Source organism: Streptomyces sp. NPDC059852, assembly GCF_042731455.1.
GTDB lineage: Bacteria > Actinomycetota > Actinomycetes > Streptomycetales > Streptomycetaceae > Streptomyces.
Window position 1 is genome coordinate 165,676 of sequence record NZ_JBHWJK010000004.1, and the last position, 16,658, is coordinate 182,333.

12 protein-coding genes and 1 pseudogene are annotated in these 16,658 nt (G+C 70.3%); 8 read left to right on the forward strand and 5 right to left on the reverse strand.

The features are described from left to right. Positions 1–62 precede the first annotated feature (62 nt). The gene (locus ACFV46_RS06955; protein WP_361936849.1) at positions 63–326 is read right to left on the reverse strand and encodes a DUF2630 family protein; all 264 of its coding nucleotides are present in this window, start codon (positions 324–326) and stop codon (positions 63–65) included. Positions 327–755: 429 nt separating this feature from the next. Here ACFV46_RS06955 and ACFV46_RS06960 point away from each other — a divergent pair, with 429 nt between their 5' ends. After that, positions 756–950 carry an aromatic prenyltransferase gene (locus ACFV46_RS06960; RefSeq protein ID WP_385497283.1) on the forward strand — a complete coding sequence of 65 codons (195 nt, stop codon included), beginning with the start codon at positions 756–758 and terminating at the stop codon, positions 948–950. Between the two features lie 89 nt (positions 951–1,039). Here ACFV46_RS06960 and ACFV46_RS06965 read toward each other — a convergent pair. After that, positions 1,040–1,168: pseudogene (locus ACFV46_RS06965) on the reverse strand (NAD-dependent epimerase/dehydratase family protein); the annotation flags it as partial. Positions 1,169–1,642: 474 nt separating this feature from the next. Here ACFV46_RS06965 and ACFV46_RS06970 point away from each other — a divergent pair. After that, positions 1,643–2,140: a sigma factor-like helix-turn-helix DNA-binding protein gene (locus tag ACFV46_RS06970; RefSeq protein WP_385497284.1), complete on the forward strand. Its 498-nt coding sequence runs from the start codon at positions 1,643–1,645 to the stop codon at positions 2,138–2,140. Between the two features lie 141 nt (positions 2,141–2,281). Then, the gene (locus tag ACFV46_RS06975; protein WP_385497286.1) at positions 2,282–3,232 is read left to right on the forward strand and encodes a Dyp-type peroxidase; all 951 of its coding nucleotides are present in this window, start codon (positions 2,282–2,284) and stop codon (positions 3,230–3,232) included. A gap of 224 nt (positions 3,233–3,456) precedes the next feature. Here ACFV46_RS06975 and ACFV46_RS06980 read toward each other — a convergent pair whose 3' ends face one another. Beyond that, the gene (locus ACFV46_RS06980) at positions 3,457–4,308 is read right to left on the reverse strand and encodes a fumarylacetoacetate hydrolase family protein (RefSeq protein WP_385497287.1); all 852 of its coding nucleotides are present in this window, start codon (positions 4,306–4,308) and stop codon (positions 3,457–3,459) included. Between the two features lie 260 nt (positions 4,309–4,568). On the opposite strand from ACFV46_RS06980, the gene ACFV46_RS06985 reads away from it, so the two are divergent. From ACFV46_RS06985 to ACFV46_RS06995, 3 genes are all read left to right on the forward strand, one after another. Then, positions 4,569–5,351, forward strand: a complete 783-nt coding sequence (locus ACFV46_RS06985; protein ID WP_361936839.1) for an IclR family transcriptional regulator — start codon at positions 4,569–4,571, stop codon at positions 5,349–5,351. Positions 5,352–6,186: 835 nt separating this feature from the next. Then, positions 6,187–6,987 carry a PTS sugar transporter subunit IIA gene (locus tag ACFV46_RS06990; RefSeq protein WP_385497288.1) on the forward strand — a complete coding sequence of 267 codons (801 nt, stop codon included), beginning with the start codon at positions 6,187–6,189 and terminating at the stop codon, positions 6,985–6,987. 16 nt (positions 6,988–7,003) lie between these two features. Beyond that, entirely contained in the window at positions 7,004–8,554 is a 1,551-nt protein-coding gene (locus ACFV46_RS06995; protein ID WP_385497290.1) for a PTS ascorbate transporter subunit IIC, read from the forward strand. A gap of 1,352 nt (positions 8,555–9,906) precedes the next feature. On the opposite strand, the gene ACFV46_RS07000 is transcribed toward ACFV46_RS06995, so the two are convergent. Next, positions 9,907–10,818: an alpha/beta fold hydrolase gene (locus tag ACFV46_RS07000; RefSeq protein ID WP_385497291.1), complete on the reverse strand. Its 912-nt coding sequence runs from the start codon at positions 10,816–10,818 to the stop codon at positions 9,907–9,909. A 785-nt stretch (positions 10,819–11,603) separates the two neighbouring features. On the opposite strand from ACFV46_RS07000, the gene ACFV46_RS07005 reads away from it, so the two are divergent. Together ACFV46_RS07005 and ACFV46_RS07010 are read left to right on the forward strand one after the other, a co-directional pair. Beyond that, on the forward strand, positions 11,604–14,366 hold the full coding sequence (locus ACFV46_RS07005; RefSeq protein WP_385497292.1) for an AAA family ATPase: 2,763 nt from the start codon (positions 11,604–11,606) through the stop codon (positions 14,364–14,366). A gap of 309 nt (positions 14,367–14,675) precedes the next feature. Next, positions 14,676–15,086: a hypothetical protein gene (locus ACFV46_RS07010; protein ID WP_385497293.1), complete on the forward strand. Its 411-nt coding sequence runs from the start codon at positions 14,676–14,678 to the stop codon at positions 15,084–15,086. 131 nt (positions 15,087–15,217) lie between these two features. On the opposite strand, the gene ACFV46_RS07015 is transcribed toward ACFV46_RS07010, so the two are convergent. Beyond that, positions 15,218–16,132 carry an MBL fold metallo-hydrolase gene (locus ACFV46_RS07015; protein ID WP_385497294.1) on the reverse strand — a complete coding sequence of 305 codons (915 nt, stop codon included), beginning with the start codon at positions 16,130–16,132 and terminating at the stop codon, positions 15,218–15,220. Positions 16,133–16,658 lie beyond the last annotated feature (526 nt).

Below are 16,658 nucleotides of genomic sequence, written 5' to 3' on the forward strand. Positions count from 1 at the left end.
CCCCACCACGGCGTCGGGGCTCGCGATCCCGCCGGAATCAGCGCGCCCCTGGCGGAACCGGATCAGGAGAGGTAGTCCTCGACCTGCGAAGTCGGCCGAACTTGCGCATCGTCGGGGTCCTGACCTGCTGATACACGCGCTCTGCGCTGTCGGAGCAGGTCCCAGCAGCGGTCCAGCTCTGCCTCCAGACGGGCCAGACGGGCGTGCTCGGTCGACTCGTCGATCGCCTGCTCTGCGAGTTGTTCTCGCAGGTCCTTCTCCTGACTGATCATTCCGTTGATGCGACCGAGGATCTGTCCCTCGGCCTCGGCTTCGTGGCCGGTCATGATTCTCCTTGGACGATGGGGTGTTGTTGTGGGTGGAGCCGACGGGTCCGTCGGTGGTACTCCGCCATGGTGATCCTGGTGGTCGAGTCCGTGCATCAGCAATGTGACCGCGCCCACCAGGCAGGACTGGGCCGCGGACGGGGGTTGACGGTGCGGCTCAGACAGTGTGAGGAAGTCCAGAACGGGTGTGCTGACCGTGTGGTCCGGCTGATGCTGGTGACACACCGTGTCAGACTGGTGGCCGACGAGGCGGTCCAGGACGCAGACCGTTGCGTTCACGGACCACGAGCGAGTCGTAGGCACCATCACCCCCTTGGTGATCCGAAGAAGCAGGAGAGCTGTGCGTACTGGGAAAGCGACGGATCTGGCTCGGTTCCTTTCCGACCTCGAGGCGTCTCGAAAACGCCCCTCATTCTTTGCGTGAGCACCGTGAGCGTTTCGGCGAATTTCCCCTTCCACGTGCACCCGCTCGCCGCCCGCTTCGCCGCCGAGGCTCCGGTTCCGGCGGAGCGAAGGCAACTGATCTTCAACCCCACCTTCGGTGCCCGTGGCAAGTATCTGAAGCTGGAGGCGGACTACACCGGTGACGCAGCGTCCCGGGTGTTCGGCTACTGGAACCGCTGACCTGCCGGCCGTGTCTGGTTGCCGGGGCGGGACTGGCGCTGCCCTGCGGCCCACTCGTCGAAGTGGGGCTCCGCGGTGCGGGCGTCGGCGCCGCGGAGCGTCATCGTGTTGACACCGGTGTTCGGGGAGGCCGGGACCGCCTCGTGCCCGTGCTCGCCGAGCCTGGCGACGACCTGCGAGCCGATGAGCCCGGCGCCGCCGATTACCACAACCTTCATCGGAACACCTTTTGCGGGGTTCTCTCGGAGCGGCGCCCACGGCCGCGACCGAGCTGTCCTCACCTAACCAATGACCGAACAGGAGCGCCACCGGTGACGGAGGGGACGAGGCGGGGGAGGGCCGGTGTTTTCCCCACATGGCTCCCTCTTTCCTCCATGTGCGGGGTCCTCCACCAGGGAATGACTGCGGAATGACTGTCGACCCGCTCAGTCGGCCCGATCGCCTCCGGCGGCGGCGTAGGTTCGGCCATGAAGTACCACGACGTCTGAACGAGGCCCTTGTTCGGCTGCTCGTCTCGGGAAGGAAACGTGGAAGTGATGTCTGCCAAGAGGGATGAGGATGACAACACCGGGGACGAGCGGGGCCGTGTGCACGCCTCCGTGCCAGCTCATGAACCACCCGCCGGACCCCAGGGTCGGCCCGAGGACACCTTCGCACGGCAGCGGCCGCGACTGCTAGGGATCGCGTACGCAATGCTCGGGAGCGTCACCCAGGCCGAGGGCGTCGTGCGCTACGTCCGGCTGCGCTGGCAGGCCACCGACCACGCGCCGGTCGCCGATCCACGGGCCTACCTGACCAGGGCGACCACCCGGTTGTCGATCAGCCTCGCGCAGTCCGCGCGGTCGCGGCGCGCGTCCTACATCGGTCCCTGGCTGCCCGAGCCCCTGGACACCGGCGATGACGCGGGGACCGGCGCCGTGCGCTCGGAGCCGGTCGAGTTCGGCGTCCTGCTCATGCTGGAGCGGCTGGACCTCGTGGAACGAGCGGCCTACGTGCTGCGGGACAGGCTGGCCTGCCCCTACCCCGAGATCGCCGCCGTCCTCGGTGTCGACGAGACCCATGCCCGACACCTGGTGCACCGTGCGCGACAGTGCCTGGCCACGGGCCGCGGCGCGGACCCGGAAGGGCGCGGAGACACCGCCGGCCGGCCGCACGCGGGCGACGATGCCGAGGATTACGAGGCCGCATGACCGGGCCGAAGACGTCGGCGCCGTCCTCCCGTGCGAGGGTGCGCGCCGCGGTGAACGCGCCCGACCGGGGACCCGGCATCACCCGTCCACACTGATGTGACATGGTGTGCGCAGGTATGAGTGAGGAGAGGGTGTTCGTCCATGGGCGGAGAAGGCGCGGAACCGGAGCCCCAGATGGTTCTGTCCCCGTTGACCAGTGCGGCGATCTTCCTCGTCGTCACGATCGACAGCGGCGGGGAGGACACCGTCCGGGACCTGCTGTCGGACGTCGCCTCGCTGGAACGGGCGGTCGGGTTCCGCGCGCAGCCCGAGGGCAGGCTGAGCTGTGTCACCGGCATCGGTTCCGAGGCATGGGACCGCCTGTTCTCGGGGGCGCGTCCAGCTCTGCTGCACCCCTTCCAGGAACTGGACGGGCCGGTGCACCGGGCCGTCGCCACCCCCGGCGACCTGCTCTTCCACATCAGGGCCGCTCGGCTGGACCTGTGCTTCGCACTCGCCACCGAGATCATGGGCCGCCTGCGCGGGGCGGTCACCCCCCAGGACGAGGTGCACGGCTTCAAGTACTTCGACGAACGCGACATGCTCGGTTTCGTCGACGGCACGGAGAACCCGACGGGAGCCGCGGCACGCCGGGCCGTCCTCGTCGGTGACGAGGATCCGGCCTTCGCAGGCGGGAGCTATGTCGTCGTGCAGAAGTACCTGCACGACCTCGACGCGTGGCAGGGGCTCTCCGTCGAGGCCCAGGAGCGCGCGATCGGCCGCCGCAAGACGACCGGCGTGGAGCTGTCCGACGACGTCAAGCCCGCCGACTCCCACGTGGCTCTCACCAGTGTCACCGGCCCTGACGGCAGCGATCTGGAGATCCTGCGGGACAACATGCCCTTCGGGTCGGTGGGCCGCGAGGAGTTCGGCACGTACTTCATCGGCTACGCCCGAACCCCCGAGGTGACGGAGACGATGCTGGAGCGGATGTTCCTGGGCACCGCGTCGGCACGGCACGACCGCATCCTGGACTTCTCCACCGCCGTCACCGGCTCGCTGTTCTTCACACCGGCGGCGGACTTCCTGGAAAACCTTCCGGCTCGGCCCTGAGCACCCAGCGGCGAGGCGTGCCGCGGTCCCCGTGATCGGGCCGTACCCGGCTGCCGGCGTGAGCCGGCAAGGCCGGGCACGGCACTGCGGGGGACCGCGCCGGTAAGGGGCCGTGTCCTGTCCTCACCGCGGGGCCCGTCACGGACCGTGGCCGCAACGCCGGGCATACATGGACCTGGCGGACCCGGACCGGGCCACCGCCAGTGCGTCCAGCGGCACCGCGGTCAGGCGGAGCGGAGCGTCTGGCGCTGGCGCCCGAGCCCTTCGATCTCGATCTCCATCAGGTCGCCGGGCTTGAGGTAGGGGAAGCGGCCGGACAGGGCGACGCCCTGCGGGGTGCCGGTGTTGATGATGTCTCCGGGGTCCAGGACCATGTACTGGCTCAGGTCGTGGACGAGCTGGGCGACGGAGAAGATCATGTCCGCGGTGCGGGAGTCCTGTCGCGGCTCGCCGTTCACGAAGGACCGCAGTCGCAGGTCCTGGACGTCGGGGACCTCGTCGGCCGGGACGAGGTAGGGGCCGAGCGGGTTGAAGGTGGCGCAGGACTTGCCCTTGGACCACTGGCCGCCGGAGTGCTCCAGCTGGAAGTCGCGCTCGGAGACGTCGTTAGAGACGGTGTAGCCGGCCACGTGTTCCAGGGCCTGCTCGGGGGAGTCCAGGTATCGCGCGGTGCGGCCGATGACGACGGCGAGTTCGACCTCCCAGTCGGTCCTGGTGGAGCCGCGGGGGATCTCCACGTCGTCGTGCGGGCCGACCACCGTGTTCGGGGGCTTGAGGAAGATGATCGGGCGGGTGGGCGGCTCGCTGCCGGACTCCGCCGCGTGCGCCGCGTAGTTCTGCCCGATGCAGACCACCGCGCCGGGCCGGGCGACGGGCGGTCCCAAGCGCAGCCCTTCGGCCTCCAGCACAGGCAGCGCGCCCTCGGCCAGGGCCTGCCGGGTGCGGGTGATGCCGTGTGCGGCGAGGAAGGCGCCGTCGATGTCGGGGGTGAGGGGGGAGAGGTCCCGGGTGGTGCCCCGGTCGTCGATGACGGCGGGGCGTTCCCGCCCGGGGTCTCCGAGCCGTACGAGTTTCATGTGCCGCTTTCCTGGGTCGGGGGCCGGGTCGGGCCGTTGGCCGCCGGTCGCGTCCTTGCCGGCCGGGCGTGGAGGAGCGTGGCTGGGCGCGCCGTCCTGTCGAGGTCCTGTCGGTCCTCGTCCGCGCGCGGGTGTTCCGTGTCGGCGCCGTCGCGGCGGCCGCCGCTCCGGTGCTTGCCGACTCAGTATCGGTGTACGGCACCGCTTGTTGTCAATGGACTGATGTATTGTCAACAGGCTGACAACTAAGGTGGGGCGCCATGAGTACTGGGGACGGATCGGTATGGGCCAGTGCCGCACCGGCACCGGCGGTGCTGCGGGCGGGCGCGATCCTCGACGCGCTGGCGGACGCCCGTGGCCGGGCGCTGTCGCCCTCTCACCTGGCCGCCGCCGCGGGCGGCATTCCGCGCGCGTCCGTCGTCAACATCTGCGCGGCCCTGTGCGAACGGGGACTGGTCAGGGCCGTGGAGGGCGGCTTCGCCCTGGGCCCGGGGCTACTGCGGCTCGCCCAGTCCTACCTGGACGCTCTCGATCCGGTCCACGCCTTCCGGGAGCAGGTGAGCCGCCTGGGCGACCGGGAGGAGACGCTGCAACTGGCCACCCTGGACGGCACGGACGTCGTCTACCTGGCGGTGCACGAGGGCACCGTCCTGATGCGCCTCGCCAGCAGGGCGGGCGCGAGGCTCCCGGTCACCTGCACGGCGCTGGGCAAGGCCATGCTGGCGGGCCTGGACGACACGGGGGTGCGTGACCTGCTGGCGGACCGCGAGCCGTTCGAGGCCCGTACGTCCTGGTCGATCACGACCCTCGACGCACTGCTCGCGGACGTACGTGACGCGCGCTCGGCCGGTCACGCCGTCGACGACCAGGAGACCGCCGAGGGCATCGTCTGCGTCGCGGCGGCAGTGCCCGGACCGCCGGCGGGCGGCCGGCACTTCGCCGTCAGCTCCTCGCTGCTCAAGTCCCAGGCCACGCCCGAGCGGGTGGCGGCCCTCGCCGCACTCATCAAGGGCGTCGTAGGACGGATGGGCGCAGCAATGTGACCGTGCCCTGACCGCGCCCCATACTCTCTTACTGCTCGCGCCCGATGACCGTCACTCGCGGCGCGGAGACCGCTTGAACCGGCTCGAAACCCCATCGGCGACCGCGACCTGCCGATCGCCGCGACCCTGGTCGGCAACCTCACACTCGCGTCCAGCTCCCCACGGCTGAGGCTTTCCGTACCGGCCGGCCGCACGGCCCCCGGCGGAACGGAGCCCCGGCGTTCCGGTCAGGACACCGGGAGCGACCGGGGGCCCGAACAGAAGAGCGTGGCCGGGTGGGCAGCTGATGTACCTTCATCTCACACGGTAAGTCCGAACGGTGTGGTCACATGTGACAGTGGGACAAGTCGACGTGAACTTGGCCATGCGGTGACGGGACCGCCGTGGATTTTCCCTAACATTGGTTTCCCCGACAGTCGTTCGTGTGCCGGTCGGATGGACTCCGTCTGCCCGACGGGCAGTGACCGAAGTGGCCGAGCGACGACGTCGTCGTGCACGACGACGGGCGCCGCCCGCCACCACGGCGACGCGTTCGTCGAGATCATTGCTGTTCATGTCCGCCAGCGTGGGCCCTCTCCCGGGGGGAGACTCAAGCCCGGCAGTGGCCTAGCAACGATGCTGATGCTACGGAGCCGGGGCAGGTACGAGCTCATCGGGTATCTCGACGGTGCGTCCATTCCAGGTCGTCGCGGGTTCCTGGTTCCGGACAGCGAGAGCCATTTCACACCTTACCGGCGTCACACATCAGGTCACGGGTGGTCAAGTGGGGTGTAACGGCGGAACAGTCATGAGCTGCGACCGACCGACTTACGCCCACGAAGGAGGTTCCACTGTCATGAGCGCACTCACCGACCTTCTGTCGGTCGACGGCATCCGGCTCGATGTGGAAGCGGAGGACTGGAGGTCCGCCGTTCGCGTGTCCGGGCAGGTGCTGGTCGACGAGGGCATCAGTACGGCCGAGTACACCGAGGCGATGGTACGGAACGTCGAGGAGAACGGCCCGTACATCGTCATCGCCCCGGGGTTCGCCCTGGCCCACACCCGCCCCTTCGAGGCGGTGCTGAAGACCGGCATGTCGTGGGTGAGGCTGGCCTCTCCCGTGGCCTTCGGTCACGAGACCAATGATCCGGTGCACCTCGTCGTGGCGCTGGCCGCCGTCGACTCGACGGCGCACACGGCGGCGCTGGCCGCGCTGGCGAAAGTACTCGCCGACGGCGACACCGTCCGCGCCCTACAGCAGGCGACGAGCCCCGAGGAAGTGCTGCGCGTGCTCGAGGGTGAGCCGACCGGCGCCGACGGCCGGCGCGGCTCACCGGCCGCCCCGGCCAAGGACGCCGCTCCGGCCCTGTCGGAGCAGAAGATCCTCACCGTCTGCGGCAACGGCGTGGGAACCAGTCTGTTCCTGAAGAACACCCTGGAGCAGGTCCTCGACCGCTGGGGCTGGTCCCGTCAGGTGTCGGTAGAGGCCACCGACACCATCTCCGCCAAGGGGAAGGCATCGGAAGCGGTCGCCATCCTCACCTCTCAGGAGATAGCCAGAACGCTGGGTGACGTCGGCATCCCCGTGAAGGTCGTCCGCGACTTCAGCAGCACCACCGAGGTCGACGCGGTCCTGCGCGACACCTACGACGTGTGACGAGAGAGAACCTGTCATGGACTGGGTCATAGACATCGCGAAGTTTCTCGTCAACGAGATACTCAGCCAGCCCGCCTACCTGATCGGCATCATCACCGCGGTGGGACTGGCCGCCCTGAAGAGGTCCGTCGGGCAGACGGTCGGCGGCGCCATCAAGGCGACTCTGGGCCTGCTGCTGGTCGGGGCGGGCGCGGGGCTGGTCAGCTCGTCCCTGGATCCGCTGGGCCGGATGATCCAGGGCACCACCGGCACCCACGGGGTGATTCCGACCAACGAGGCCATCGTCGGCATCGCGCAGAGCGAGTTCGGTGCCCGGGTCGCCTGGCTGATGATCCTCGGGTTCCTGGTCAGCCTGGCCCTGGCCCGGTTCACGCCGCTGCGCTACGTGTTCCTCACCGGTCACCACATGCTGTTCATGGCGACCCTGCTGACCATCGTCATGGCCACCGCAGGCCAGGGCTCGGTCGCGGTGGTGCTCGGCGGCGGCGTGCTGCTGGGCATCCTGCTGGTCGCCCTCCCGGCCTTCGCGCACCCCTGGACGAAGAAGGTCACCGGCAACGACACATTGGCCATCGGCCACTTCGGCACCGCCGGCTACATCGTGTCCGGCGCCACGGGGCAGCTCGTGGGCAAGAACAGCCGCAGCACGGAGGAGATGAAGCTGCCCGAGGGGCTGCGCTTCCTGCGCGACTCCATGGTTGCCACCGCTCTGTCGATGGTCCTCATCTACCTGGTGATGTCCCTGCTGTTCCTGGCCAAGGCCGGCCAGGACGCGGCGTTCAAGGCGTTCGTCGGCAGTGGCGGTGACCCGGCCGCCAACCTGGGCGACTACATCATGCAGTCGGTGATGCAGGGCCTGCAGTTCGGCATCGGCGTCGCCGTCATCCTCTTCGGCGTCCGCACCATCCTCGGTGAACTGGTGCCCGCCTTCCAGGGCATCGCCAGGCGGGTGGTGCCCGGTGCCAAGCCGGCCCTGGACGCCCCGATCGTCTTCCCGTACGCGCAGAACGCCGTATTGATCGGGTTCATCTTCAGCTTCCTGGGCGGCCTGACGGGTCTGGCGGCCCTCGTCTGGGTGTTCAACCCGGCCTTCGGTCTGGCGCTGGTGCTGCCCGGCCTGGTGCCGCACTTCTTCACCGGCGGCGCGGCCGGCGTCTACGGCAACGCCACCGGCGGACGCCGGGGTGCCGCGGTGGGCTCCTTTCTCAACGGTCTGCTGATCACGTTCCTGCCGGCGATCCTGCTCAAGGCGCTCGGCTCGTTCGGAGAGGCCAACACGACCTTCGGCGACGCCGACTTCGGCTGGTTCGGTGCCGTACTCGGCAGCATCGGCAAGCTCGACGGAACCGTGGGTCTGATCAGCATGCTGATCTTCGGTCTGCTCATCCTGGCCGGTGCCTTGATCATGCAGACGAAGGTCGTCGACCGCGGCTGGATCCCCGGCGGTGGCATCACCGCCGCCCCCGCGGAAGCGGACGCCGTCGCTTCCGCGCAGGCTGCGGGAACGACGACGTACGCGAAGATCGCCCCACCGCGCGGCGCTCCCACACCACCGCCCGCTCCCTGAGCGGTGTCGGTGGACGGCCGGTGGGCGTCGGTGGGCCGGGCCCGGGACATGCCGACGGCGGCGAGGCGGGCAGGTGAGTGGGCGAGACTCGGCGGACGGCCCTGTCGGCTCCGGGAACGCGGGACGACTCGGCCGCGTGTCAGCGGCCGAGTAGAGAGTCGCAAGCCGCTGAGTAGCCCCCTGGCCGGCCTTTTCACCCGCCCGACGGCGCTCTGTGTGTGACGTACGGGACGCGAGACGCTGACCGCGTGCGAGGAGGTGAGGCTCCGGACCGTGGCGTCCGCGCGTTCGGCCAGGAAGACCTGCGTTCGCGCCGGGATGTTGCGTTCCTCGGTGGCCACGAGAACCCGCGAAGGGATGTCCTTCCACGCCGCGGCCGAGGCGCCCCCCCCCCCCCGAACGCGGCATCGGTCACGGGCCGCTGGACGGCCGCCATGACCGCGGCGGTCTCCGCGGGGACGTCAGCGGGAACTGCCGACGGAAGACGCTCTGCCCGATGCAGAGCGCAGGTGACACCGTGCGTTCGGCTCTCTTCTTCTCCCGTGCGTCAGGAATGGCGCGCGCGGCACACCGAGCGGCGTCGGCTCTCCGCGCGACGGTGCGGGGCCGGGCGCCGCGCCCGGAAGCACGGGGCGGCAGCATCGCAGGGACCGGGGCGGCAGCACATGGGCGGTCCCTTCCTCAGCCGGGCCCACTGTCTCACCGCGCTGGCGGCCTACCGCGCCCACGACCCGGGGCGCGAGTACCGATACGGTACGGACGGCGAAGGCACCTCGAACGTGTACCTCAAAGTGCCTCCTACGTACCGGCCGGACGGCACCGGCACCACGTCGAGCGGGCAGGGCCGCCCGGCCCTCCGGATCGTCCGTCCCGAAGATCACTGACCGACGGCAGCGACAGTTGCGGGCCCGCAGCTCACTCCCTCCGCCCCCCCGCCCCGGACTACGGAAGCGCCACGGTCGGCCGGCCCCGGGGCCACGGATCCCCCAGGGTGCCGCACGCCTCGGCCTACGGCACACCAAGGGCGCCGCAGGAGGACGCAGGGTGTGCACTGGGAGAAAGAAAGGGCCGAGGCCGGACTCACCCACCCTCTGAGCAACCGCTTCGCCCGGACGGCAGTACGAGTGAGGCGATCCGCCGGTCGGCACTGCAAACGCCCCGTGTCTCTCAAGAGGGACGGTAACCAATCCAGGGGTAGACCAGAAACGGCGCCGTCGGATCAGCCCACGGAACCCCCAGACGCGGTCGTGTCACGTGCTGGTCTCGGAGAGTACGGGAGTGACCCCGTTCCCCCGAGCGTGGTCGCGCCCTGCCACCGGACGCAGCACTCGCTGGATATGGGGGTGCTGACGTCACCCGGCGGTCCGGTGCGGCCGCGTGTTCTCCTGCCGCAGTACGCGTACGTCGCACACGGCCGCAGCGAACGCCTCGGGACGTTCCTGGGGGAGGTTGTGACCGGCGCCGGCCACCTTGCGGTGCAGACGGAGTCCGGTGAAGTGCCGGGCCGTCGCGGAGCCGTCCGTAGCGGGAAAGTTGCCGTCGGCCAGGCCGTCGAGGGTGACCGTCGGCACGGGAACGGTCGGGAGGCCGGCGAGACGCGCCTCGAGCTTCGCGTACGCATCCGCGCCGGGCGCGAAGCCCAGTCGGTGCCGGTAGGAGTGGACCACGACCTCGGTGTAGTCGGGGTTGGCGAAGGCCCTCGCGGTCCGATCCAGGTCACGCGCGTGGAAGGCCCACTCGGGGGAGTTGCGTTCCCAGATGACCCGGGCGACCTCGCGGGGGTCGGCGGCCAGACCGGTACGGCCCCGTTCGGTGAGGAAGTAGTAGAAGTACCAGAAGCCCGCCTCGCGTTCGGGCGGGAGGGGCCGCGTCGCGGCGCCGATGTCCTGGATGAGATAGCCGTTCACCGAGACGAGGCCGAGGACGCGTTCGGGCCACAGGGCCGCGGCGACGCAGGCGGCGCGCCCTCCCCAGTCGTAGCCCGCGAGGTAGGCCCGTTCGATGCCCAGTGCGTCCATGAGGGCGAGGACGTCGGCGCCAAGCGCCGCCTGTTGCCCGGAGCGGGGAGTCGACGGCGACAGGAAGACCGTGGGGCCGTGGCCCCGCAGGTAGGGGACCACGACGTGGAAACCGTGTCCCGCCAGCAGCGGGGCCACGTCCACGTAGCTGTGGACGTCGTAGGGGAAGCCGTGCAGGAGCAGGACGGTGTCACCGTCCTCGGGGCCCGCCTCGTGGTAAGCGACGTCCAGGACGTCCGTCCGCACGCGTCGGAGGGGGAAGAGTGTCCGGCGTTCTCGCATGGTGATCCTCTGTGCTCCGCGTCAGGGGGACAGTCTGGAAACCTCGCCGCACAGCTCCTCGGGAACGGCGAGGTTACGGACCACAGACCGCATACCCATCAGAAGTGTGACAAGGAGGTCGGCACCAGAAGCGAGCGAGGGACGTCGAGCCTTGATACCCCGACGAGCACGGGCTGTGGCCCGCATGGTGAGGAAGCACCGCGCCGCGTCCGACCACCACCGGGCCTTCGGACGCCGTCTCTCGACCGTTCTACCCGCTCATCCGAATCGGCGCGTCCGCCCACGGGCGCACCGGGTCGGTGAGCGAGGGCGGTTGCGGCGGCCGACTGGGTGTGCACCCACCGTCGGGCCGTGCACAGCCCGGCGGCCCTGCTACGGACGGTCACCGTCCGGTGGTCGTCAATGTCGTCCAGCAGCGCCTCGACACCTCACGGCGACGGCAGGCGACGACACCGCCACGCACTGTCGCGTCGTGCGGGCGTTCCCCGGCGCCGCGCGAGGCGGCGACCTGGAGGCTCTGGAGCGGACCCTGCTGCGTGACGCGTCGACCCCCCAGCCGAACGGGCACCCGCGGCGGTGCACCGCGCGGTACCCGGCGGGGGCCCACGCCCAGCCACGTCCGAAGCCAAGAGGAAAGCTGCTGGTGGCGGCTTCAGGAGGACGCGCGCCGACGTTCGCAGCGCGGGACGCGCGACACCCGCAGGAGTAGGCTCGCCGTTGTCACTGCCTTCTGGCCCAGTGCGGGGTGCATGGTGCTCGGTCGCAGCCGTGATCGCCAGACCGTGGAACAATTGGCGGCGCAAGTACGGGACGGCCGTAGCGCCGCCCTTGTGGTGCGGGGAGAGGCAGGCATCGGCAAGACCGCACTCCTCGACTACCTGGCGGCCCACGCGCAGGGCTGCCGCACGGTTCGTGCCGCGGGCAGCGAGGCCGAGATGGAGCTGCCGTTCGCCGGCCTCCACCAGCTCTGCGCCCCCCTGCTCGACGACGCCGGCCAGCTCTCCACCCCCCAGCGCGAAGCACTCGACGTGGCCTTCGGTCTCGTCACCGGGCCCGCCCCGAACGCGTTCCTCCTGGGTCTGGCGACCCTGAACACGGTCGCGGAGGCGGCCCGGGAGAGACCGCTGATCTGCCTGGTGGACGACGCACAGTGGCTCGACCGCGCGTCCGTGCAGGTGCTCGGGTTCGTCGCACGGCGCCTGCAAGCGGAATCGGTCGGTCTCGTCTTCGCCGTGCGGGACTCTGACACCGAGCGGCTGCTCGAGGGGCTGCCGACGCTGACGCTCGAAGGGCTGCCGGAGGACGAAGCCCTGGCCCTGCTGCGTTCGGTGATACCCGGACCGATCGACGCGCACGTCCGCAGCCGGATCCTCGCCGAAGCCCGGGGCAATCCGCTCGCTCTGATGGAGCTGCCGCGCGGCATCACCATGGCGGATCTGGGCGGCGGCTTCCCCCGCAGAGCGTCCCGGCCTTCGGCGAGCCGCATCGAGGAGAGCTTCCGGGACCGGATCGGGTCCCTGCCGCCCGCCACCCGGCGCCTGCTGCTCCTCGCGGCGGCCGAACCGCTCGGCGACGTCACCCTGCTGCGTCGAGGAGCGGAGCGGCTCGGCATCTCCATGGACGCGGCGTCACCGGCCCTGGCACTCGGACTGATCGAGATCGGCGGCCGGGTCCGCTTCCGTCATCCGCTCGTGCGCTCGGCCTGCTACGACCACGCGAGCGAGTACGACCGCACCGAGGTCCACCGCGCCCTGGCCGAGGTCACCGACCCGGTGCGGGACGCGGACCGCCGGGCCTGGCACCGCGCCCTGGCCACCGTGCTCCCCGACGAGGAGGTGGCCGCCGAACTGGTGCGGTGCGCCGACCGGGCGCGCGCGAGGGGCGGGCTGGCCGCGGCGGCAGCCTTCTTCGAACGCGCCACGGAGCTGACCCCGGACCGTAGGACGCGGAGCGCGCGTGCCCTGACGGCCGCCGAGGCGGCATTCGACGCGGCATCGGTCGACTCCGCCTATCACCTGGCCAGAGCGGCGGAGGCCGGCCCCCTCGACCCTCTCCAGTCTGCCCGGGTGCGGCGGTTGCACGCGCGGATCGTCTTCGTTCGCAGCCGCGGCAGCGAGGCCGCCCCGCTCTTCCTGGAGGCAGCCGACCGCCTGGCACCGCTCGACGCGGAGCTGACCCGCGAAGCGTGTCTCGAGGCCTTGGCGGCGGCGATCTTCGCCGGCCGGCTGGGCGGCGCGACAACCGTCCGGGAGGCGGCGGACTTCGCCCAGGCCGCTCCTCGCGCGCCCGGCCGGCCCAGCCGCGTGGACCACATCCTGGAGGGGGTCTCGACGCGGTTCACGGCCGGTTACGCCGCCGCAGTGGAACCGCTCAGGGGTGCTCTGCGGGCCTTCCAGCGGGAAGCCGGCGGCGGACACGTGGACACCGTCCGCTGGCTGTGGCTGGCCTGCCCCGTGGCTCCCGAGCCCATCGCGCCGGAGCTGTGGGACGACGAGGCGTGGCACGACCTGGCGGACAGTGCCGTCAGGCTGGCCCGCGGCACCGGCGCGCTCGCGTCGCTCCCCGTCGCGCTCACCTACCGGGCAGGCGTGCACCTTCAGGCCGGTGAGTTCGCCGATGCGTCCGCCCTGATCGACGAGGCGAACGCGCTGAACACGGCCACCGGCAACACCCCGCCGGACTACACGTCCCTGTTGCTGGTCGCCTGGCGCGACGACGAGCACCAGGCGAAGAAGGCGATCGACGAGGCGGCTCGGACGGCGACCGACAAGGGCCAAGGACGGGCCCTCGGTCTGGCTCACCATGCGACGGCCGTCCTGTACAACGGCCTGTCCCGGTACGGTGCCGCGCTTGCCGGTGCCCAGCGCGCCTGCGCGTACGAGGACTTCGGCTTCTTCGGCTGGTACCTCGTCGAGCTGGTGGAGGCGGGCGCGCGCAGCGGTGCGCAGGAAGCCGCGCACGACGCGCTGGACCGGCTCACCGAGACGACGGAGGCCGCCGGGACGAACTGGGCGCTGGGGGTGCAGGCGCGTTCCCGTGCGTTGCTGGAGAAGGAAAGAGACGCCGAGAAGTCCTACCGGGAGGCCGTCGACCGGCTGGGCCGCACCCGACTACGGGTGGAACTGGCCCGCGCGCACCTGGTGTACGGGGAGTGGCTGCGGCGGGAGAACCGAAAGGGCGACGCCCGGGAACAGCTACGGACGGCCTGCGACATGTTCACCGACTTCGGCGCAAGCGGGTACGCGGCCCGTGCCGCCGCTGAGTTGCAGGCCACCGGGGAGACAGTGGTGCGGCGCGGCACGGCGGCCGGTGCGGCCCTGACCCCGCAGGAGGCGCACATCGCGGGGCTCGCCCGGGACGGGCTGACCAATCCGGAGATCGGTGCGCAGCTGTTCCTCAGCCCGCACACGGTCGAGTGGCACCTGCGCAAGGTGTTCGCCAAGCTCGGGATCAGTTCCAGACGGCAACTGCGCACGGTGCTCGCCGAACGGCCGACGACGACACCCGGCTGAACGGGGAGCCCGCACGGAGGCACAGGTCAGGGACCGGACCGGCAAGCCTCGCCCGAGTCGCCAGCCCGCCGGACGACGCGACCGCGTGCGGCAGGAACGCCGCACCGCCGACGGAACCCAGCGGCTCCTGTCCGCCTTGCGCGGCGTCCGGGACCAGATCACGGGCACCGACAACCAGCCCACCGCAGGGTCGTCACAGAACGAGGGGCCGTCCAGTCAAACAGGGTGAAGAGACTACGGACCACGTGCGTCGCTGATCCCACGTCGATCCCTCGCGGCTCACGACGCAGCCGGAACGGAGACGAGATCATGCTGCTCGAAATGGACCCTCCGGGGCTTGAGGCCATTTCCGGTCCCGAGTTCGCGGAACAGACCGGCCCGACGGGCGACGGCACAGGACGGATGGCGAGCGGTCCGAGGACGGGCAGCCGTGCTGACGGCACCCAGTCGGTGACGTGGCTGATCGGAGTGCCTTTCCGTGCTCAAGGCTCCCGCCTCGTCTGGATGTACTACGTGGTGGACGGGGCCCGCGACGATGCGCAAGCGGTGCACGCGGCGATGGAACGTGCCTACAGCGCGAAGAAGGGGCAGGCCCGCGGAGCCATGGGCGCGTCGACGGAGCCCCTCAAGATCCAGCGAATCCTGCGGGACGCCATTGGCCGGGTCACTCTGGACGCCGGACAGCTGAACCACGACCAGCGTGATCGGTCCGACGAGTGATGATCACAGACCCTCGTGGTACTGCCGAACGCAACGTCTTCCTGGCCGGGCGGACCGGCCTGCGCCGGTCCGCCGCTGAGCGGGCTCCGCCCAACCCCTCAGACTGACGGAACCGGCAGCGATGCCGAGACTCAGTAGTCCCAGACCGTCGGCACGAAACGGAAGGCGTTGCCGGCGGTCGCCACGTGGCAGACGGACGGGAACGGCAGGTGACTGGCCATCAGGTGCTCACCGCTCGCCGCCATCTCCTTCAACAGACGCATCCGGACCCGAGCCGATTCCTCGGGGTCGTGTTCGAAACCGTTGTACCAGCCGGGCTGGTCGAACCCGCACTGGAACACAGCGTCGCCGGCGAAGGTGAGCCGCTCTCCACCCGACTCCAGGCGGACGATGCTGTGACCGGGAGTGTGACCGCCGGTGCGCTCGATCAGTACACCGGGCGCCACCTCGAACTCGGTCTCGAAGGGGCGCAACTGGCCGCGGTAGACATCCAGGAACCGCGCGGCGGTCGTGACGAGCGTCTCGGGCACCGGCGCCGGCATGGCCGTGCGGGAGAAGTCGGGCGCCTGCCAGAACTCGGCTTCGGCGGCGGCCAGGTGGACCCGGAGGTCCTTGCGCAGGCGGCCCTTCAGACCCTCGACGAGCAGTCCCCCGATGTGGTCCATGTGCAAGTGGGTGAGCACCACGTCGGTCACGGACGCGGGATCGATCCCGGCGGCGTCCAGCCTCATGGCCAACTGCCCGGCCCGGGGGAAGCCCGGGAACTCCGTACCCAGCCCGGAGTCGATGAGGATGGTCCGGTCCCCACTGCGGACCACCGACACGTTCAGCGGGTAGTCGATCACCTCAGGCGGCAGGAAGTTGTCACGGAGCCAGGCCGACAGCTCGGCCTTGTCCGCGTTGGTGGCCAGCGTCGTGGGGTCGATCGCCAGCACCCCGTCACTGATCACCGTGACAGCGATGTCGCCGACCTTCAGCGCGTAGCGCGACGGAACTGCCTCGTCCCTCATCGGTGCGTCCGGGCGTGCGACGTTGATCTGACTCATGTGGTCGTCCTTCGGAAAGCGTCGACAGAAGTCATCGACGAAGTGACGAGGTCACTCCGTCCTCTTCTCTCCACGACAATCCACGATCGGTACTTGTGACGACCCATCACATAACCCACACGATCGCGCGAAAGTCGCCGCCACGACCTCACATGGCGATCACACGGTCGTCGTGAGCGGGACTGTCAGAGAACGGCGCGGCCTTCGTCGTCCGGTGCTCGGCCTGGAGGTTCGCGACGCGCGTCCGGGGTGGGGGTGTCGGTGAAAGTGGTCACCGACTGCGCGGAGGTCGAGAACCCCGTCCTGTTCCTGACCACGATCACCACCCGCCTGGCACATCAGCTGCCACGGCTGACCCGGTCACCCACGCACACGAGCCGGCCGCCTGCCGCGTTCCGCAACGCGGCCATCTCCGCCTCGTCCGTAGCCGAGTCCGTAGTCTTCCTGTGCACTACGAATCGTGCGCATGCGGACCATGCCCTGGTAACTGCTGCCGCGCGCGGAGTGCTCGCCAGGGCGCACATCC